Source organism: Sphingomonas sp. (genome assembly GCF_029239295.1).
GTDB lineage: Bacteria > Pseudomonadota > Alphaproteobacteria > Sphingomonadales > Sphingomonadaceae > Sphingomonas.
The window spans coordinates 1-17,338 of sequence record NZ_JAQZBC010000028.1; the positions used below are offsets into that span (position 1 = coordinate 1).

19 protein-coding genes and 2 tRNA genes are annotated in these 17,338 nt (G+C 63.2%); 13 read left to right on the forward strand and 8 right to left on the reverse strand.

Features of this window, described 5'->3' with window-relative positions; genetic code table 11:
* Positions 1 to 59: 59 nt before the first annotated feature.
* The 3 genes from K0S66_RS16270 to K0S66_RS16280 form a co-directional block, all read right to left on the reverse strand.
* Positions 60 to 135, reverse strand: a tRNA-Glu gene (locus K0S66_RS16270).
* Between the two features lie 71 nt (positions 136 to 206).
* On the reverse strand, positions 207 to 1,580 hold the full coding sequence (locus tag K0S66_RS16275) for a class II 3-deoxy-7-phosphoheptulonate synthase (protein WP_301076526.1): 1,374 nt from the start codon (positions 1,578 to 1,580) through the stop codon (positions 207 to 209).
* Between the two features lie 64 nt (positions 1,581 to 1,644).
* Positions 1,645 to 2,424: an SDR family oxidoreductase gene (locus tag K0S66_RS16280; RefSeq protein ID WP_301076527.1), complete on the reverse strand. Its 780-nt coding sequence runs from the start codon at positions 2,422 to 2,424 to the stop codon at positions 1,645 to 1,647.
* Positions 2,425 to 2,545: 121 nt separating this feature from the next.
* Here K0S66_RS16280 and K0S66_RS16285 point away from each other — a divergent pair, with 121 nt between their 5' ends.
* The 3 genes from K0S66_RS16285 (at position 2,546) to K0S66_RS16295 (ending at position 5,152) form a co-directional block, all read left to right on the forward strand.
* Positions 2,546 to 3,019: a transcriptional repressor gene (locus K0S66_RS16285; RefSeq protein ID WP_301076528.1), complete on the forward strand. Its 474-nt coding sequence runs from the start codon at positions 2,546 to 2,548 to the stop codon at positions 3,017 to 3,019.
* Between the two features lie 61 nt (positions 3,020 to 3,080).
* Positions 3,081 to 5,000 (forward strand): 1-deoxy-D-xylulose-5-phosphate synthase, encoded by a 1,920-nt coding sequence (gene dxs, locus K0S66_RS16290; RefSeq protein WP_301076529.1) that lies wholly within the window; start codon positions 3,081 to 3,083, stop codon positions 4,998 to 5,000.
* Positions 4,997 to 5,152: a hypothetical protein gene (locus K0S66_RS16295; RefSeq protein WP_301076530.1), complete on the forward strand. Its 156-nt coding sequence runs from the start codon at positions 4,997 to 4,999 to the stop codon at positions 5,150 to 5,152. Before dxs ends, K0S66_RS16295 begins: the two co-directional genes overlap by 4 nt.
* 20 nt (positions 5,153 to 5,172) lie before the next feature.
* On the opposite strand, the gene K0S66_RS16300 is transcribed toward K0S66_RS16295, so the two are convergent.
* Positions 5,173 to 5,838 (reverse strand): alpha/beta hydrolase, encoded by a 666-nt coding sequence (locus K0S66_RS16300; protein ID WP_301076531.1) that lies wholly within the window; start codon positions 5,836 to 5,838, stop codon positions 5,173 to 5,175.
* Between the two features lie 181 nt (positions 5,839 to 6,019).
* Between K0S66_RS16300 and K0S66_RS16305 the strand changes: the two genes are divergently transcribed.
* The 5 genes from K0S66_RS16305 to proC all read left to right on the forward strand — a co-directional run bounded on the left by K0S66_RS16305 (position 6,020) and on the right by proC (position 9,047).
* Entirely contained in the window at positions 6,020 to 6,754 is a 735-nt protein-coding gene (locus K0S66_RS16305; RefSeq protein WP_301076532.1) for a TlyA family RNA methyltransferase, read from the forward strand.
* Positions 6,755 to 6,874: 120 nt separating this feature from the next.
* Complete coding sequence (locus K0S66_RS16310) at positions 6,875 to 7,396, forward strand: TspO/MBR family protein (protein ID WP_301076533.1); 522 nt, start codon at positions 6,875 to 6,877, stop codon at positions 7,394 to 7,396.
* A gap of 25 nt (positions 7,397 to 7,421) precedes the next feature.
* A complete protein-coding gene (locus tag K0S66_RS16315; protein WP_301076534.1) occupies positions 7,422 to 7,670 on the forward strand; it encodes an accessory factor UbiK family protein in 249 nt (82 codons plus the stop codon).
* Positions 7,671 to 7,735: 65 nt separating this feature from the next.
* Positions 7,736 to 8,242, forward strand: a complete 507-nt coding sequence (locus K0S66_RS16320) for a YbjN domain-containing protein (RefSeq protein WP_301076535.1) — start codon at positions 7,736 to 7,738, stop codon at positions 8,240 to 8,242.
* Positions 8,243 to 8,249: 7 nt separating this feature from the next.
* A complete protein-coding gene (proC, locus tag K0S66_RS16325; protein ID WP_301076536.1) occupies positions 8,250 to 9,047 on the forward strand; it encodes a pyrroline-5-carboxylate reductase in 798 nt (265 codons plus the stop codon).
* A 50-nt stretch (positions 9,048 to 9,097) separates the two neighbouring features.
* On the opposite strand, the gene K0S66_RS16330 is transcribed toward proC, so the two are convergent.
* Positions 9,098 to 9,604 carry a helix-turn-helix domain-containing protein gene (locus K0S66_RS16330; RefSeq protein WP_301076537.1) on the reverse strand — a complete coding sequence of 169 codons (507 nt, stop codon included), beginning with the start codon at positions 9,602 to 9,604 and terminating at the stop codon, positions 9,098 to 9,100.
* 63 nt (positions 9,605 to 9,667) lie between these two features.
* On the opposite strand from K0S66_RS16330, the gene K0S66_RS16335 reads away from it, so the two are divergent.
* The 4 genes from K0S66_RS16335 (at position 9,668) to K0S66_RS16350 (ending at position 12,340) form a co-directional block, all read left to right on the forward strand.
* Complete coding sequence (locus K0S66_RS16335) at positions 9,668 to 10,759, forward strand: branched-chain amino acid aminotransferase (RefSeq protein WP_301076538.1); 1,092 nt, start codon at positions 9,668 to 9,670, stop codon at positions 10,757 to 10,759.
* Positions 10,760 to 10,805: 46 nt separating this feature from the next.
* Positions 10,806 to 10,880, forward strand: a tRNA-Gln gene (locus tag K0S66_RS16340).
* A 286-nt stretch (positions 10,881 to 11,166) separates the two neighbouring features.
* Positions 11,167 to 11,856, forward strand: a complete 690-nt coding sequence (locus K0S66_RS16345) for a hypothetical protein (RefSeq protein ID WP_301076539.1) — start codon at positions 11,167 to 11,169, stop codon at positions 11,854 to 11,856.
* Between the two features lie 190 nt (positions 11,857 to 12,046).
* Positions 12,047 to 12,340 (forward strand): hypothetical protein, encoded by a 294-nt coding sequence (locus tag K0S66_RS16350; RefSeq protein ID WP_301076540.1) that lies wholly within the window; start codon positions 12,047 to 12,049, stop codon positions 12,338 to 12,340.
* A 718-nt stretch (positions 12,341 to 13,058) separates the two neighbouring features.
* Here the strand turns inward: K0S66_RS16350 and K0S66_RS16355 are convergent.
* From K0S66_RS16355 to dcm, 3 genes are read right to left on the reverse strand one after another with little or no spacing between them, the layout of a single operon-like run.
* Entirely contained in the window at positions 13,059 to 14,345 is a 1,287-nt protein-coding gene (locus K0S66_RS16355) for an MvaI/BcnI family restriction endonuclease (protein ID WP_301076541.1), read from the reverse strand.
* A 5-nt stretch (positions 14,346 to 14,350) separates the two neighbouring features.
* A complete protein-coding gene (vsr, locus tag K0S66_RS16360) occupies positions 14,351 to 14,833 on the reverse strand; it encodes a DNA mismatch endonuclease Vsr (protein ID WP_301076542.1) in 483 nt (160 codons plus the stop codon).
* On the reverse strand, positions 14,833 to 16,062 hold the full coding sequence (dcm, locus tag K0S66_RS16365) for a DNA (cytosine-5-)-methyltransferase (protein ID WP_301076543.1): 1,230 nt from the start codon (positions 16,060 to 16,062) through the stop codon (positions 14,833 to 14,835). The genes vsr and dcm overlap by 1 nt, the downstream gene beginning before the upstream one ends.
* A gap of 551 nt (positions 16,063 to 16,613) precedes the next feature.
* Here dcm and K0S66_RS16370 point away from each other — a divergent pair.
* The gene (locus tag K0S66_RS16370; RefSeq protein ID WP_301076544.1) at positions 16,614 to 17,156 is read left to right on the forward strand and encodes a recombinase family protein; all 543 of its coding nucleotides are present in this window, start codon (positions 16,614 to 16,616) and stop codon (positions 17,154 to 17,156) included.
* The last annotated feature ends 182 nt before the right edge of the window (positions 17,157 to 17,338 follow it).

The window sequence follows — 17,338 nt, forward strand, 5'->3', positions numbered from 1 at the left end:
TGATCGCCGCGACAATGTCTGCTGACCGGTCACACATGCAGACTGCGCCTCTGCGCGCCTGGTGACCCCTACGGGACTCGAACCCGTGTTTTCGCCGTGAGAGGGCGACGTCCTAGACCGCTAGACGAAGGGGCCGTGTAAGCGGGAGCGGCGCCTCTACGGGGGTCGCGGCGAGCCGTCAAGCCGTCGCGACTCCGTTTTTCTGGTCAGGCCGCTGCCTTGCGGCGTTCAGCCATCTCCGCATTCAGCATTTCGGCCAGCAGGAAGGCCAGTTCCAGGCTTTGCCCGGCGTTAAGACGCGGGTCGCAATGCGTGTGGTAGCGATCAGCGAGCGTCTGTTCGGTCACGTCAATCGCACCGCCGGTGCATTCGGTGACGTTCTGTCCAGTCATCTCGGCGTGGATGCCGCCAGCGTGCGTGCCTTCTGCACGGTGCACCGCGAAGAAGCCGCGGACTTCCGCCAGGATCCGCTCGAACGGGCGGGTCTTATAGCCATTCGCCGCCTTGACGACGTTGCCGTGCATGGGATCGCAGCTCCACACCACCGGATGCCCTTCACGCGTGACGGCGCGCAGCAGCTTGGGGAACGCGGCCTCGATCTTGTCGTGACCATAGCGGGTAATCAGCGTCATCCGACCGGGGATGCGACCAGGGTTGAGCGTGTCGAGCAGGCGCAGCAGCACGTCCGGCTCCAGCGTCGGGCCACACTTCACGCCGATCGGATTGCCAATTCCGCGCAGGAACTCGACATGCGCCGACCCTTCGAAGCGGGTGCGATCGCCGATCCACAGGAAGTGCGCGGAGGTGTCGTACCAGTCACCGGTCAACGAATCCTGGCGGGTCATCGCCTCTTCATAAGGCAGCAGCAGCGCCTCGTGGCTGGTGTAGAAGCTGGTCTGGGCAAGCTGGGGCACGGTTTCGGGATCGATGCCGCAGGCCGCCATGAAATCCAGCGCTTCACCGATCCGATCAGCTGTCTCGGCATATTTTGTCGCCCAGGGGCTGCGACCCATATAGTCGAGCGTCCAGCGGTGCACCTGCGCGAGATTGGCGTAGCCGCCCTGTGCAAAGGCGCGTAGCAGGTTCAGAGTCGCGGCGGACTGGGCGTAGCCCTGAACCATCCGCTTCGGATCAGGAATGCGCGATTCCGCGCTGAAGCCGATGTCGTTGACGTTGTCGCCGCGGTAGCTGGGCAGTTCCACGCCATCGATCGTTTCCGTCGGTGCCGAACGCGGCTTCGCGAACTGACCTGCCATACGGCCAAGCTTCACCACCGGCAGCTTCGACGCATAGGTCAGGACCACGGCCATCTGCAGGATGACGCGGAACGTGTCGCGAATGTTGTTGGGGTGGAATTCGGCAAAACTCTCCGCGCAATCGCCGCCCTGAAGCAGAAAGGCGTCGCCAGCTGCGACCCGAGCCAGCTCTGCCGTGAGGTTGCGTGCCTCGCCGGCAAAAACAAGCGGCGGATAGGTGCGCAGCGTGTCGGTCGCCGCGGTCAGCGCGGCCTGATCGGGGTAATCGGGGAGTTGGCGAGCCTCATGCGAGGTCCAGCTTTGAGGGGCCCAATTGGAGGCCATGGCAAGTTTCCTTTCGGCGCGCGGCCATGCAAGAAAATGTCGCAGCGCGCAAACAAGCTGTACTTTATAGCACGCCGGGGTAGGCGCCACCATCGATCAGGAGGCTCTGCCCGGTGATGAAACCGGCCTGTGCCGAACACAGGAAGGCGCAAGCTGCGCCGAATTCGGCCGGGTCGCCGAAGCGTCGGGCCGGAATGCGATCGCGGCTGCGCGCCTCCGCGGTTTCTACATCGATCGCCTGCGCCTGCGCCGCGAAGTTTATGACGGCAGGAAGGCGGCGGGTGGCGAACAGGCCGGGTAAGAGGAAATTGATCGTGACGTTGGCATTCGCCACTTCGCGCGCGACGCCCGCCAGAAAGCCGGTCAGGCCGATCCGCGCGCCGCTCGACAGATCAAGGCCACCCGCTGGCGCCTTCACCGAGCCAGAGGTGATGCACACGATGCGTCCAAAGCGTCGCTCGATCATCCCGTCGACGACCTGCTGAACCAGCCGGATCGGCGTCACCATATTAGCGTCCAGCCCGGCATGGATGGCGGCTTCATCGAGATCGCGAAACCCGCGCGGCGGCGGGCCGCCATTGTTGTTGACGAGAATGTCGGGCTGGCCGGCGGCAGCAATCAGATCGGCCTGGACGGTCGGATCACCGATGTCACCGCCGACGGTTATCACCTCTGCCGCGGTGTCACGCCGCAACGCTGTCGCCGCACGCTCGAGCGCCTCTGCATCGCGGCCATTGATGACAAGGCGGCAGCCCGCGCGGGCGAGTTCCTGCGCGCAGGCGTAGCCCAATCCCTGACTGGAGGCGCAAACGATGGCAGTTTTGCCCGACAGGCCAAGATCCATGAACATTCTCCCAATCGAGCGCCATTCATAAGGGGCAAAGGCGACTGCCGTCACCACCGCAGCGTCGCGCGTGCCGCATCCCGCGCTTGCTGCCGGGTGCTCGCCTGCCTAAATCCAGATCATGGCGCATGCTCATCATCATCACGAACCGCAGGGCGCGGACCTGGCCCAGGCGGCCCAAGCGACGCTGGAGCGTGCGGGCGAGCAGTGGACCGCCATGCGCGCCAGCGTCTTTGGTGCACTGGCGGGCTTCGACAAACCGGCCAGCGCCTATGATATCGCCGATGCGGTGTCCCGGGCCGAAGGGCGCCGGGTGGCGGCCAACAGCGTCTATCGTATCCTCGACCTCTTCGTTGGGGCGAACCTTGCCCGCAAGGTCGAGAGCGCGAACGCCTATGTCGCCAACGCCCACCCCGATTGCATGCATGACTGCATTTTCCTGGTCTGCGATTCGTGCGGACAGACGACCCATCTGGACGATGATCGGCTGACCGGCGGTGTCCGTCAGGCGGCCTCAGCGGCGGGCTTTTCTCCAGTGCGCCCGGTGATCGAGGTTCGCGGACGTTGTGCCGCCTGCGTAGGCGCCGAGCAGTGACGCAAGTGCCCGAAATCCGTAGCATTCGACACGATCAAGCCGCTGGGGTAAGCGCAGCACGATGACCGATCTGCCTCAGACGCCTTTGCTCGATACCGTTTCGACGCCGGCCGACCTTCGAAAGTTGGCTCCTGAACAGCTTCGCCAACTGGCTGACGAATTGCGGGCGGAAACCATTTCTGCGGTGGGCTCGACCGGCGGGCATCTCGGGTCCGGGCTGGGCGTGGTCGAACTGACGACGGCGATCCATTATGTCTTTGATACGCCGCGCGACCGGCTGATCTGGGACGTCGGGCACCAATGTTATCCGCACAAGATCCTGACCGGCCGGCGTGATCGGATCCGTACGCTTCGCCAGGGCGGCGGGCTGAGCGGCTTCACCAAGCGCAGCGAGAGCGAATACGACCCGTTCGGCGCCGCGCACAGCTCCACGTCCATCTCCGCCGCCCTCGGTTTTGCCATGGCGAACAAGCTGGCGGACCAGCCCGGCAAGGCGATCGCGGTCATTGGCGACGGCGCCATGTCGGCCGGTATGGCCTATGAGGCGATGAACAACGCCGAGGCTGCCGGAAATCGCCTGGTTGTCATCCTGAACGACAATGACATGTCGATTGCGCCGCCGGTGGGCGGGCTGTCGGCGTATCTGTCGCGGATCGTTTCCAGCCGTGAATTCCTGTCGGTGCGCGAGCTGATGAAGAAGCTGGCCCGCCGCCTTCCGCGTCCGTTCCACAATGCCGCGCGCAAGACCGACGAGTTCGCTCGCGGCATGACGATGGGCGGCACGCTGTTCGAGGAACTCGGCTTTTATTACGTTGGCCCGATCGACGGCCACAATCTCGAACATCTGATCCCGGTGCTCGAGAATGTGCGCGACGCCGAGGAAGGGCCGATCCTGGTCCATGTGGTGACCAAGAAGGGCAAGGGCTATGCGCCTGCCGAGGCCGCGTCCGACAAATATCATGGCGTCCAGAAGTTCGATGTCGTCACCGGCGCGCAGGCCAAGGCGCCGCCGGGGCCGCCGGCGTACCAGAACGTGTTCGGCGATGCGCTGGCCGACGAGGCTGACCGCGACCCGCGCATCTGCGCGATCACTGCGGCGATGCCGTCCGGCACTGGCATCGATCGCTTTGCGCAGCGACATCCCGATCGCGCATTCGACGTTGGCATTGCCGAACAGCATGGCGTGACCTTTGCGGCCGGCCTGGCAGCGCAGGGCATGCGTCCATTCTGCGCAATTTATTCGACGTTCCTGCAGCGTGCCTATGACCAGGTCGTCCATGATGTCGCGATCCAGAATTTGCCGGTTCGCTTTGCGATCGATCGCGCCGGACTGGTCGGCGCCGATGGCGCAACCCACGCTGGGTCGTTTGACATCACCTATCTGGCGAGCCTGCCCAATTTTGTCGTGATGGCAGCGGCCGACGAGGCCGAGCTGGTTCACATGGTCCATACCTGCGTCGAGCATGACACGGGCCCCATCGCCGTGCGCTATCCGCGCGGCAATGGCGTTGGCGTGCCGCTGCCGGAAACGCCCGAGCTGCTTGAGATCGGCAAGGGTCGCATCGTGCGCGAGGGCAAGACGGTGGCGATCCTGTCGCTCGGTACCCGCCTTGCCGAAGCGCTGAAGGCGGCCGATCAGCTGGAGGCCAAGGGGCTATCGACGACGGTCGCGGATCTTCGCTTCGCCAAGCCGCTGGACGAGGCGATGATCCGTCGCCTGCTTTCCAACCATGAGGTTGCCGTGACGATCGAGGAAGGATCGATTGGCGGCCTGGGCGCACACGTGCTGACGATGGCGTCAGACGAGGGGCTGATCGACGGCGGTCTGAAGCTGCGGACGCTGCGCCTGCCCGACGTTTTCCAGGATCAGGATTCGCCCCAGGCGCAATATGCGGCCGCTGGTCTTGATGCCGACGGGATCGTTGGAACGGTGCTGAAGGCGCTGCGCTGGAATGAAGCCGGCGCTGCCGTGGGCGCGTGAGCGGCTGGACCAAGGTCTTCCTCGCTACCGCCATCCTGGTGGTAGCGATGGCTGGCTTCAATCTTGCGCTGTGGCGTCGCCTGAAAGAAGCGCGGCGAATTGCGGCGGAAAATGCCGATCAGGAAAGCGGCGACGCGCTGCCACCTTCGTGATCGCTTACGCCGGAGCGTGATCAGTTGTGTGCCTGGACCCCAGCGTGGTTCCGGTGTCGTGCCAGGATGGCGCGGGCGTCGCCCGGTGCGCGCACCTCGCCGTGCGGGCCGCCCGCTGCCTCGATCACCCGGTCAAGGAGCGTCTGACCCTCCGGCCACCAGCCGAGGCCGCTGGCCGCGTTGAGGTGACCCTGCGCACCCGCATCGACGAAGTGACTGCCCCAATCCGCCGCCAAGCTGTGCGCCCGATCGATGGTGATCCAGGGATCGTCCGCGCTGGCAACCAGGATCGAGGGGAAAGGCAGGGGCACTCGCGGGGCGGGGGCGAAGGTGGCCAATTCCGCCGGCGCATCCTCGCGGTCCACATCGGCTGGCGCGACGAGCAGGGCGCCCGCCACTGGCCAACCATAGGGTTGCGGACTGAGCGATGCCCACCACGCAATTGCTTGGCACCCCAGGCTGTGACCAACGAGGATAACGGGGGCTTGCGCGCGGGACACTGCCTGATCGAGCTTCGTCACCCAGGCGTTCCGGTGCGGCGCGTTCCACATGCCAAGATCAACGCGGTGGGTATCGAGGCGGCTTTGCTCCCACAGCGTCTGCCAGTGAGCGGCGCCTGAATTTCCAAGACCTGGGACCGTCAGCATAGTGGGTGCGCCGGTGATGCTGGACGAATGATGGCCCATGATTGGTGCTCCTGTCCGTCGGGGCGAGGCCGCGGTGCCAGTGCTCTAGGGGGACGCCCGGCATCGCGACCTCAACACCCGTTCTATATCCTACCAAATCTATGGGCAATGACTCAGTTCCGCGACAAAGCCGGATCGACCAGTGCTTGCGACGAAGCGATCAGGGCACGATAGGACGCGCATGGCAAAGTCTCGCATTGATCAGATGCTCGTCGATCGCGGCCTCGCCGAATCGCGTACGCGTGCCCAGGCGTTGATCATGGCGGGTCTGGTCTATGTCGGCGATCGGAAGGTCGAGAAGCCGGGGCAGAGCTTTCCCGATGACGTCGCGCTGGACGTGCGAGGCCGTGATCACCCGTGGGTGTCGCGTGGTGGGATCAAGCTGGCGCACGGACTGGATCATTTCGGGTGGGACGTGACCGATGCGGTCGCCATCGATGTGGGGTCGTCCACCGGTGGTTTTACCGACGTGCTGCTCAGCCGTGGTGCGGCGCGCGTCTATGCGGTCGACAGCGGAACGAACCAGCTTGCGTGGAAGCTGCGGCAGGATCCACGGGTGATCGTGCATGAGCAGACCAGCGCGCGCATCCTGACCGAAACGCATATCCCCGAGCAGGTCGATCTGATTGTCTGCGACGCCAGCTTTATCGGAATTTCCAAGGTGCTGGACGTCCCGCTACGCTTTGCCAAACCGGCGGCGCGGGCGCTGACGCTCGTGAAGCCGCAGTTCGAGGCGGGGCGCGACGAGGTGGGGAAGGGCGGCGTTGTGCGTGATCCCGCCGTTCATCACCGCGTGTGTGAAGAAGTGTCTGCCTGGTTCGAAGAACAGGGCTGGCACGTCACAGGCATCAGCGAAAGCCCGATCAAGGGACCGGAGGGAAACATCGAGTTCCTGCTCGCAGCTGTCCGCAATTGAGGCACTTGCGCAATTGTTGATGGTCATTGCGCGGTTTACGATCGTCGTCCGCCATGGTTAGGCGACCCAAATCGTCGCGGAGGATGTGTGGGGGGAATTGCGTCTAAGGGTCAGTTGCGCATGTCATTTGTGCGATGGGCGCTCGTCTGTGTCCCACTGATCATGTTGCTGGGGTTTCTATCGGGCCTGAGCGTCGCATCCGGCGACCAGAACATCTGGTATCAGGCGCTGAAAAAGCCTGCAGTGACGCCGCCAGGATGGGTGTTTCCACTCGCGTGGACGACGCTCTACATTCTCCTGGGGCTGGCCCTCGCTTCCGTGCTGAACGCACGCGGCGCAACCGGGCGTGGCGCGGCGGTGACGCTGTTCGTCCTGCAGTTCGCCCTAAACCTCGCGTGGACGCCGCTTTTCTTCGGTGCGCATCTGGTGGGCGTGGCGCTGCTGGTGATCGCCGCCATGCTTCTGCTGGCGATCGCCACGACCATCGCCTTTGGCCGCATCCGCCAAGCCGCCGCGTGGATGATGGTGCCTTATCTGGTGTGGCTGAGCTTCGCTGCCGTGCTGACGTGGCGTATCGACCAGCTCAATCCCCACGCAGAGACCCTTGTGCCCAGCGCTCGAACCTCCCAAGTCATTGGTTGATTCTCTACCGAAAGGCTTTGGCGACATGCAGTCCGAAAACCGGCTGTTCGATGATCTGGCAAAATTGGTGAACGGCGCAGCCGGAACGCTGGCGGGTGTGGGTCGTGAGGCGCAATCCGGCGCGCGGGATCGCGCGCGCGAGTGGATCGGTGGTCTGGATTTTGTCAGCCGCGATGAATTCGAGGCGGTGAAGGCGATGGCCGCAGCTGCGCGTGACGAAGCCGATGCGCTGCGGGCGCGGCTGGACGCGCTAGAGGCGCGACAGAAGGACTGATCTATCCACAACTGTCTGCGTTCCGAACTTTGCCTTGCGGGGCGAACCCGTGCGATAAGGTGGTGATGCTCGACGAAGCCGATCACGATCACGAACCCGAAGCCCCGCTGGACATGCTCGAAAACTACTTCTCGGCGCATGGCTGGTCGTATGACCGCCATGACGACGAGATCAATGCGAGCGTGAAAGGCAGCTGGACCGAATATGAGCTTCGCGCGCTGTGGCGTGAAGAGGATGGCGTGCTGCAATTCCTGGCGTTTCCGGACGTGAAGGTGGCGGAGCACGCGCGTTCGGCGGTCTATGAGACAATCGGGCTCGTCAACGAACAGCTGTGGCTTGGCCATTTCGAGATGTGGTCGTCTAGCGGCATTCTGCTGTACCGTCATGCGGCCGTGGTCGATCAGGCGGACGAGGAAGCGACGCTGTCACTCGCGGCTGCGCAGGTGCTGGTCGAGACTGCGATCGACGAGTGCGAGCGCTTCTACCCCGTGTTTCAGTTCGTTCTATGGGGCGGGAAATCACCGCGTGAGGCGATTGCTGCGGCTCTGATCGAAACGCAGGGCGAGGCGTGATCGCGCGATGACGCTCCCCCGTTCCCTGTGGTTGATCGGCTGCGGCAACATGGGCGGCGCGATGCTGCGCGGCTGGATAGGCCAGGGCATGGCAGCCGAGGCGATCACCGTCGTCGATCCCGGCGCGCCGGCAGTTCCCGCGGGTGTGCGGACGCTATCGGCTCCCCCAGAAGAGCCAGCGCCCGAGGTGATCGTGTTGGCGGTCAAGCCGCAGTTGCTTGACGCGGTTGCGCCGTCGATCGCTGCGGTCGGCCCCGCAATCCTGCTTTCAATCTTGGCAGGAGTGGAAGAGTCGGCGCTAGAGGCGCGCATCGCGGCGAAGACGATCGTCCGAGCCATGCCGAACCTGCCAGTCGCGATCGGCAAGGGAGTGACGGCGCTTCATACGATGTCGGCGGATGCTGCTGCGCGCGACATGGCAGAGGCGTTGGTACGCCCGCTCGGCAAGGTCGAATGGATCGCGGATGAGGCCATGTTCGATGCGGTAACCGCATTGTCGGGCTGTGGGCCGGGCTTTGTATTCAGGTTCATCGATGCCCTTGCCGCCGCTGGCGAGGCGCTGGGCCTTCCCCATGAGCAGGCGGCCCGGCTTGCGCTCGCGACCGTCGAGGGGTCGGCGATCATGGCTGCGGGTGCCGACGAGGGGCCGGCTGTGCTGGCGGATCGGGTGGCCAGCCCGGGTGGCTCGACGCGCGAGGGGCTCAATGTGCTTGATCGCGACGAGGCGCTGAACCGGCTGCTTGCCGCAACGCTGAAAGCCAGCTGTGAGCGCAATGAGGCTCTGGCGGCTGCGGCGCGGGGCTGACCTGATTCTTTGATGTGACCGCGGCAGCCGCCGATAGGCAGCCCGGACAATCAGCCGCGAAGCGCGTCGATCCGGGGGCGCTCGTCCTCGGGAATAAGTCCCAGCAGGACGGCCCAGAAACCTCCGACCGCGCCCTGGCCGGCCTCCAGATAGGCGGCAGCCAGCCGCTCACGCAGCGCCTCGTACAGCCCGGCCTCGAAGGCTTCTCCCTCCTTGGTAAGGCGGAGAAGACGTTGCCGGCGATCCCGTTCGCCCGGACGAGCTTCGACATAACCGCGCTCGGTCAGTTCGCTCAGCACGCGTCCAAGCGACTGTTTCGTGATCCCGAGCAGCGCGAGCAGGTCAGACACGGCCATGTCCGGCTTTCGCGCGATGAAATACAGCGCGCGATGGTGCGCGCGCCCAAGCCCATGGCGGGCCAGCCCCCGATCGATCGAACGGGTGATGTGCGCGCTGCCGAAATAGAGCAGTTCCAGCCCGCGTCGGATTTCAGGCTCACGAAGGAAGAGCGGGGAGGCGGAGGACGTCGGGGCAGCCATGTTGACCGGCATTGCCATCGGGCCTACCCGACCGCAACCCCGTCAACGGCGCGGTTGCTGCGCCCGTCAGGAGCTTTTCCCTTGTCGACGCCTGCGCAATTCGTCTTTGAACCCAATCCGGCGCCGATCCCGGCGAGCGAACGTACCGCTCAGATCAGCGACCCGGCGTTCGGCCGCGTTTTCACCGATCATATGGCGGTGGTGCGTTGGAACGAGGCGAAGGGCTGGCACGACGCAAAGGTGACCGCGCGCACGACGCTGTCGGTCGATCCGGCGACGGCGGTGCTTCATTATGCCCAGGAAATCTTCGAAGGGCTGAAGGCGTATCAGCACGACGACGGCTCGTTTGCCTTGTTTCGCCCCAGCGCGAATGCGGCGCGCTTTCGCAATTCGGCCCGTCGGATGGCCATGCCGGAGCTGCCGGACGACCTGTTCATCGGTTCGATCGAAGCATTGGTGAAGACCGACGCTGACTGGTTCCCCGCAGTCGAGGGCGGATCGCTGTACCTGCGGCCCTTCATGATCGCGAGCGAAGTGTTCCTGGGCGTGAAGCCGGCGGGCGAATATCTCTACATGGTATTGGCGTCGGCCGCGGGTTCCTATTGGAAGGGCGGGGTTCGCCCGATTTCGCTGTGGGTGAGCCACGAATACTCGCGTGCTGCCCCGGGGGGAACGGGCGCCGCAAAGTGCGGCGGGAACTATGCCACCAGCCTCGTTGCGCAGCAGGAGGCGATCCGTCGCGGATGTGATCAGGTGGTATTCCTGGACGCCACTGAGCGCCGCTGGATTGAAGAACTGGGCGGCATGAACATCTTCTTCGTGTTCGACGACGGCTCGATCCAGACCCCGCCGCTGACGGGAACGATCCTTCCCGGCATCACACGCGATTCCATCCTGCAGCTCGCCCGCGATGCCGGCCTGACGGTGCGCGAGGAACTCTATTCGATCGATCAATGGCGTGCGGATGCTGAGAGCGGGCGGCTGGTGGAGAGTTTCGCCTGCGGCACGGCGGCAGTGATCACGCCCGTCGGGCAGGTGTCCGGCCCCGATTACAATTTCACGATCGGTACGGGGGGCACCGGGCAGGTGACACAGCGCTTCCTCGACGGGCTGACGGCCATTCAGCGGGGCCGCGCGGCCGATGCGCATAATTGGCTGCATCCGATCGCCTAATACCATTGCACTTCGCGCGCGCCCGATATAGGCGCCCGCGTTCTGCTGGGGCGTCGCCAAGTGGTAAGGCACCGGTTTTTGGTACCGGCATTCGCAGGTTCGAATCCTGCCGCCCCAGCCAATCCACGAAAGACTTTGTATTTCAATGGCTTAGTCGCTTCGTTGTAGCAGTGTGTTGTGGCAGTTGTTGTAGCAGCGAAGAAGCGCCGGTTTACGTGCCTGTGACGTGGTCGCCCATTACGATCGAATCGAGTTTGATGGCGGTGGAGTTTCTGCGAGCGGTGCGATAGCAGGCCCTTGGCTATGTTTACCTCGGCGACAGCTCCTTGAGCGTTCATCGAAAAAGTGGATCCCGAGCGGCGCGCGGGCGTGAGGCCCGACGACTGAACCGAGACCGGAAAATCTACATGAATCTGCGGCGAGCTCGGCTTCGGTCCGACTTCTTCCACCGCGTTTATCGGGAGCCTCTGGAGCCGCTATCAGTATATGGTGGTAAGCCCGACACCCAGCCAGATCTGAAGCTGACGCAGTTTCCAATACGCCAGCAAGCGAATGGCCGACCCATGCCGCACTGGAATGACCTGTCGGGGTGGATGAAGGTCCAGTTGGCGATCATGGCGATGAACAACTGGTCGGTGCAGACATTCAACATCCACATTCACCCGGATCTGGAAGCCGCTTGGATCTCATCGGGTAAGGATCCCCGCGTGATGATGCGCGACAGGATGCGAAAGGAGTTCGATAGGCTGGTCCGACCGCGGCTCGACTGGTTCTTCATGATTGAGGGTTGGAGCCCTAGGACCCGTAGTCAAACGGTGCTGCATGTGCATGGCGCTGCTGTGGTCTTCGAGCCGGGTGAAGACGAAGCTATCATGAATGCTGCGGCGCGGGCTGCCGGGCATGGTCTCAGGGGATATGCTGTTATGCCTCGAGCGGTGCATGGCCGCCCATTCAGGCGAGAACGTGCCGCATATGCCAACTACCTGTTCAAGGCTGCCCGGCGCCAAGATGATCGTTTGGGCCACCGGCGTCTGACGATGTCCCGCAGCATGGTGGGGGGCGCAAGAGAGTTCTGGGAACTGATAACGGGCCAGTAGCAGGGCTGGGGCTCGCAAGTTCGCTAAACGCCCGGGAGAGCGCTTCTGGACGCGATCCTGGGGCTTGCGTTGGGGATTGTAGCCCAACGTCTCCGAACGTTGCTGGAGCGCTCTGACGTGTCATTACCCACCCGCATCCAAGCAGCGACTGCATCATGGTCGTCTCGTCACCACGACGAGAGGTAACGTAATGCACCTATTTGAAGTCGCATCGCTCAACCGGAGGGAGGCGTGGAGCCTCCCCGTCTTCGCTGTCAGCTACGACATGGCTGCGCAGTACTTCATGATCTGGTGGGCCTCCCACCGCTCTGGGGGGCTCCCAGACTTCGAGGTGAAGATGCGTAATCCAGATTGGCCCGCCTTGGACCGCGAACTCCTTCAAGAGGCGCTTAACCGGAAGACCTCGGGCTATGCACGCTTCGACCAGCAGAGTGGTTGGGAGATCGTCGATCTTGATGAAGCAAGCCTGAGTGACTCGCAATGATGGCCTTCGATGTCTCCGTGGACGGGACCGCCGGTCAGCTCACAATCTTCGCCACGGGCGAGCGCCACGCGTTCAACCTATACTGTGATCATCATGAGGCAACTCACGGGGCAATGCCGAGTAGCTTCTCCATGAAACGCCGAAGCATCAGTCGCGAACTCAACAAGCGCTGGCTCCGCGAGGCGCTTCAACAAGGGCGAGCGGGGTTAGGTATCCTTTGCGACAGCGGATGGATTATCAAGCCTATAAGCGCGAGATAGTGAATGCGTCTATTCGATCTACGGATCTAAAAGGGTTGTGCCCTACACGACGGCATCGATAAACCGTGATCTTTCACGTATTTGTCACTGAGCTGCGCCGGGGGCTAGGTTGACGATAGTTGAACGAAAGTTGTCGACTCCTGACGCTTTACCGTCAACCGCGGCTTCGTCATTATTGGTCGTTACACGGCCGCCGCGCATCGTATGAGGGCGGCGCAGGTTGGTATCGAGGGTGATCGGAAGTGCTGCTACGGAGATCACGTCCCCGTTTGAAGTTGGGGCCCTCGTGGCCCTGCTCGGGGAAGGAATCTCGAGCGCGCGTCGAAGATTGGACCTACCAGTTGGAGGGGGAGGCACGCGCCGCCCGTCTTTCGCCTTATAGATCAGCAGGTTGAGGGCGGGGCGCCACCGTCAGGCCGCATGTGTCTCGATCAAGCACCGAATAGGCGCCGTGTCGCTCAGGCAGTCCGCACGTCCACGACCTCGTGGGTGTGGTACAGCTCGGTCAGATGGGCGTGCTTGATGCGGAACTGGCTCCTTTGCTTGATCTCCATCACGCGCTCCTCCTCCTCAACCAGCTTGATTCCCGGATCGTAGTAGACCTTGCCCGCGACGAAGGCCTTCAGGAACAGGATGAAGTCCGTCTGCTCGCACATCAGAACGGGGTAGCCGTACTGGTACTGCCTAGCCGGGTTCTGGCAAATTGAGGGAACGTAGACCGCTTGGGCGTGCTTGCGGTTCCAGTGTTCCATCATGTCCCGGATGGACCACGCGGCCGCGTCCTCGCCCGCGGTTCGGCGCAGGTAGATGCCCCCGTCGATGTCGGCGATCTTGCCCGTTGCCGGGTCGAAGCCCTCGACGAAGACTGAGCAACCCGTCCTCGCATGAGGCGCGCCGCCGTAGCGATAGATGCCTCCAAAGTTCAGTCGGCCCTGACGCCCACGCGTGTCCGGGTAGCCGAACCTGCGAATGAACGCCTCCACCCCCTCGGCGCGATACACGCCCGCGGTCGGTTCGGGCGTCATCAGCGTCACAGGTGACTTGGGCGTGTATCTCGTGAAGTTCGTGACGCCGTACTGCTTGACCTCCCATCCCATGAAGTCGGGTTCTGCGATTCCGTTTGGGCTGACGCCGAGCTCTGCCTCCAGAGTATAGCCGCCGGCATTCGGCGCCGAGTACGGCACCTTGGCTCCTCCGCGAAGCCTCTGACCGGCTATCCAGCCCAACTCGTGGACCCGCCTGAGCTCGGCAAGTAGCGTGGCCCGCGGGTCGGGGCCCAAGCGCGCGGACAGCTCTAGGAATATGCCCAGCCGCTGCCACTGCGTGGCTTTGACCTCATTTGCCAGCGGATGGCCGTCGGGGACCACGTGCCCGAGCACCTTCCCGTCTTGGGTGACGCCAAAGAACATGACGCGGCCGTGGAGCCGCTGGTTCATGAGGTTGCTCGGTGCCGGCCGGCATCCGCGCAGGAACCCCGACATCCGCACCTCAGGGTAGTCAGGATAGAGGATCAGGTTTGCCCAAGGCGCCAGATGGCGGCCATCGCTGTCTATCCAGTAGAACTCTACGGCAGCCTTGGGGCGATCCAGCTTGCTGCCCGCCCGCTCTTCCCTGTCCACGAATATCTCGCCGTGGGGGATGACGTTGAGTGCGCCGAAGCCGCTGCCAAGGTACACTTGGTTCTTGCGGTTGTCGTTGGCTGCTAGTTCTTTTGCGTAGAGCCGGATGGCCCCGTATTCGCGCATCAGCCCTACAAGTTGTTCAAGTGATGTGACCAATCTCCGCCGCCCCTAATCACGATGGTGTCTTCGCCTTCGCGGACCCATTGTGCTAGGGACTGCATCGCAGCCTGTCCATCGAGCTTTGCTCTTCCCTTCAAGGCGCACTCCCAAACCGTGGCCACGCGCCATCCATCTGCCCGCAGCCTCTGCATGGACAGTCCGTCCCTCTCAACGTTTCGGCCGATCTTCTCGCGCCAGAACTCCTCATTTGACGACGGCCACTTGAACAGGTCGCAGCCGTGGCCATGAAAGAAGCACCCGTGGACGAACACGACGGCCCGGTGGCGCGGCAGCACGATGTCAGGGCGTCCCGGCAGGCCGCCCACGTGTAGCCTGAATCGGAGGCCAAGCGCGTGCAGAGCGCGCCGCACGAACAGCTCAGGCTTCGTGTCGGTCCCCCGGATCGCGGCCATGTTGCGGCTGCGGGTCGCCGGGTCATGGACGTCGGGCACTAGGCCACTTCGAGCTGGCGCGGCCTTTCGAGGACCGCTTGGATGTGAGGCCGCATCAGGCGGGCCACCTCTTGGAAGACAGGAACGGCCACCGAGTTGCCGAACTGCTTGTACGCCTGCGTGTCGGACACTGGGATGCGGAAGTCGTCAGGGTAGCCCATGAGGCGGGCGCACTCACGCGGCGTAAGGCGGCGCGGGTTCGACCGCTTGCCCTGGTTGACCAGAATCTCGGAGCCATCCTTGTAGTAGCGGGCGGAGAGGGTCCGGGCGACGTCTTCCGGGCCAACTAGGCCGAACCCGAACCCGTTGCCCTTCGCCCGGTGTCCCTCCGCATAGTCCTTCAGATACTGCCACAGCTTGTTGGTGAGCGTGTACTTGCCGTTGACCAGTCCGGTCGGCCCGAGCGTGTATGGCGACTCTGCGGCCTCAGAACCGTCCTCTGGGTGGAGGATGGTCCGCAACCGTTTCGACCCCTTGGGCGGCAAATTGAGACCGTCCCAACTGAAGGGCACGTCGTCCTTGAAGCCGACGATGACGACACGCTCGCGGTGCTGCGGGACGAAGTGCTGCGCGTCGATCACCCGGTGCCAGACCCTATAGCCCAGTTCTTCTCGAAGGGTGCGCATTATCACATCGAAAGTCCGGCCCTTATCGTGGCTGGCGAGGTTCTTCACGTTCTCGAGCAGGAAGGCGGCGGGGCGCTTCGTATCCAGTATCCGCGCCACGTCGAAGAACAGGGTCCCCTGGGCCTCGCAGGCGAACCCGTGGCTCCGGCCGAGCGAGTTTTTCTTGGACACCCCGGCGATCGAGAAGGGCTGGCAAGGAAAGCCCGCCACGAGCACGTCATGATCCGGGACCTCGTCCGCGTCGGCCAGCGTCGTGATGTCGCCAAAGATAGGGTAATTATCGCGGAAGTTCGCAGCGTAAGTTTGCTGCGCGAACTTGTTGTACTCGGAAGTGAACACGCAGTGGCCGCCGATGCTGTCGAACGCCTTCCGCAGGCCACCAATACCTGCAAACAGGTCAATGAAGTTGAAGCGCGTCGGGCCCGGCGCGGGCCTGCCCGCCGCAGCCATAGAGCGCAGCAGGGACACTGCCGCTTCGCGCGGTCGTCCCTCGCCAGCCTCCCAGCGATAAACGTGCCGAGTGCTGTAGCCGAGCAGCGCGGCAGCATCCTCGACAGTCAGCCCGGCTTGAATACGAAGTTGCGTTAGTTCGTTCGTGGACATTGTGCCTCTGGGTCGATTTGTGACAGGATGGCATCACATGGCCTCGCTATCGCGACTAGGTCAGCTTGGAAAGTGAAAAGTTCACTTAATGTTCCGGCCTTCTCCAGATCTGCCAGCGGTCATGAAGAAGCTCATTGGGCGACCGTTCGCGTCGGCAACGCGCAGCTTCGTGTTCACTCCACCTTTGGTGCGGCCAGTCCGGCTGCCAAGATCCCCTTTTCAGTCCGCTGACTCGATGCCGTACTGTGCGCGTTCCGGCAGGTCACGCCGATCATCACTGTCCTGAGTTCGGAACCAAACCCGGCAATTCCTTCCATCATCCGCGTGAACACGCTCGTCCAGCATCGCTTTCCGACTGCGCCAAATTCATCGTGAGCAATTGAAGAGTTGTTGGAGGGGCCGTGGGGCCCAGCGTCTCGCGGGGGTATACGCTAAAGGGACGGTAAAGTGAGACACGCGCCTATTCTCCTGTCCGTCTCAATAAGGTTGACTCCGACGTTTTGGGACACAATGGTCGTGTAATCTAGAGATCATTGAGACAGGGGGCGTACATGCTAGTGGGATATGCTCGGGTGAGTTCGGTCGGGCAGTCTTTGGAAGTCCAGCTCGATTCATTGCGCGCGGCCGGCTGTGAGAAGGTGTTTGCCGAAAAGCGCAGCGGCACCAGCACCGACGGGCGCGTAGAGTTGGCTGATGCTCTCTCGTTCGTCCGGGAAGGTGACACACTTGTAGTCACGCGCCTCGACCGACTTGCTCGGTCTGCGGGCGATCTACACGCGATCGTTAAGCAACTCGCTGAAAAGGGTTGTGGGTTTGACTGCTTGCAACAGCCGGGAATGTGCACGACCAGTTCGACCGGCAAGCTCTTACTGGGTGTGCTTGCCTCCATCGCCGAGTTTGAGGCCGACATTCGACGTGAGCGTCAGCGGGAAGGTATCGAGCGCGCCAAAGCCGCTGGAGTTTACAAAGGTCGCAAGCCGACGGTGGACGTGGCAGCGGTGCGAGCGCTGCGGAATCAGGGGCTCGGGGGCACGCAGATCGCGCAGAAGCTTGGGATTGGACGCGCGAGTGTCTACCGAGCGTTGAATCAGTGAGCTGGTCGCCTCCACGGCAAAGGGGCCTCTGTAAAGAGGAGGTCCTAGGGCTGGCGCACGTATCTGACCCTGGTGCTGCCTATGTAAGCGTGGCGTGAGGGCCGCCTTGCCCGTTTGGCCGTAGCCGGGATGCTTATCGTCTTTGACGAGGGCGCGGGCGGTGCGGGAAGTTTTCGGTTCTG

What these genes read in the sequence shown, in the direction of transcription:
- K0S66_RS16355 (WP_301076541.1), bottom strand. Translation starts at nt 14,345, where the DNA reads ATGCGCGAATACGGGGCCATCCGGCTCTACGCAAAAGAACTAGCAGCC.
- K0S66_RS16275 (WP_301076526.1), bottom strand. Translation starts at nt 1,580, where the DNA reads ATGGCCTCCAATTGGGCCCCTCAAAGCTGGACCTCGCATGAGGCTCGC.
- K0S66_RS16330 (WP_301076537.1), bottom strand. Translation starts at nt 9,604, where the DNA reads ATGGCAATGCCGGTCAACATGGCTGCCCCGACGTCCTCCGCCTCCCCG.
- K0S66_RS16310 (WP_301076533.1), top strand. Translation starts at nt 6,875, where the DNA reads ATGTCATTTGTGCGATGGGCGCTCGTCTGTGTCCCACTGATCATGTTG.
- K0S66_RS16320 (WP_301076535.1), top strand. Translation starts at nt 7,736, where the DNA reads ATGCTCGACGAAGCCGATCACGATCACGAACCCGAAGCCCCGCTGGAC.
- dcm (WP_301076543.1), bottom strand. Translation starts at nt 16,062, where the DNA reads ATGTCCACGAACGAACTAACGCAACTTCGTATTCAAGCCGGGCTGACT.
- K0S66_RS16305 (WP_301076532.1), top strand. Translation starts at nt 6,020, where the DNA reads ATGGCAAAGTCTCGCATTGATCAGATGCTCGTCGATCGCGGCCTCGCC.
- K0S66_RS16300 (WP_301076531.1), bottom strand. Translation starts at nt 5,838, where the DNA reads ATGGGCCATCATTCGTCCAGCATCACCGGCGCACCCACTATGCTGACG.
- dxs (WP_301076529.1), top strand. Translation starts at nt 3,081, where the DNA reads ATGACCGATCTGCCTCAGACGCCTTTGCTCGATACCGTTTCGACGCCG.
- K0S66_RS16285 (WP_301076528.1), top strand. Translation starts at nt 2,546, where the DNA reads ATGGCGCATGCTCATCATCATCACGAACCGCAGGGCGCGGACCTGGCC.
- K0S66_RS16370 (WP_301076544.1), top strand. Translation starts at nt 16,614, where the DNA reads ATGCTAGTGGGATATGCTCGGGTGAGTTCGGTCGGGCAGTCTTTGGAA.
- K0S66_RS16315 (WP_301076534.1), top strand. Translation starts at nt 7,422, where the DNA reads ATGCAGTCCGAAAACCGGCTGTTCGATGATCTGGCAAAATTGGTGAAC.
- K0S66_RS16280 (WP_301076527.1), bottom strand. Translation starts at nt 2,424, where the DNA reads ATGGATCTTGGCCTGTCGGGCAAAACTGCCATCGTTTGCGCCTCCAGT.
- K0S66_RS16345 (WP_301076539.1), top strand. Translation starts at nt 11,167, where the DNA reads ATGAATCTGCGGCGAGCTCGGCTTCGGTCCGACTTCTTCCACCGCGTT.
- K0S66_RS16350 (WP_301076540.1), top strand. Translation starts at nt 12,047, where the DNA reads ATGCACCTATTTGAAGTCGCATCGCTCAACCGGAGGGAGGCGTGGAGC.
- proC (WP_301076536.1), top strand. Translation starts at nt 8,250, where the DNA reads ATGACGCTCCCCCGTTCCCTGTGGTTGATCGGCTGCGGCAACATGGGC.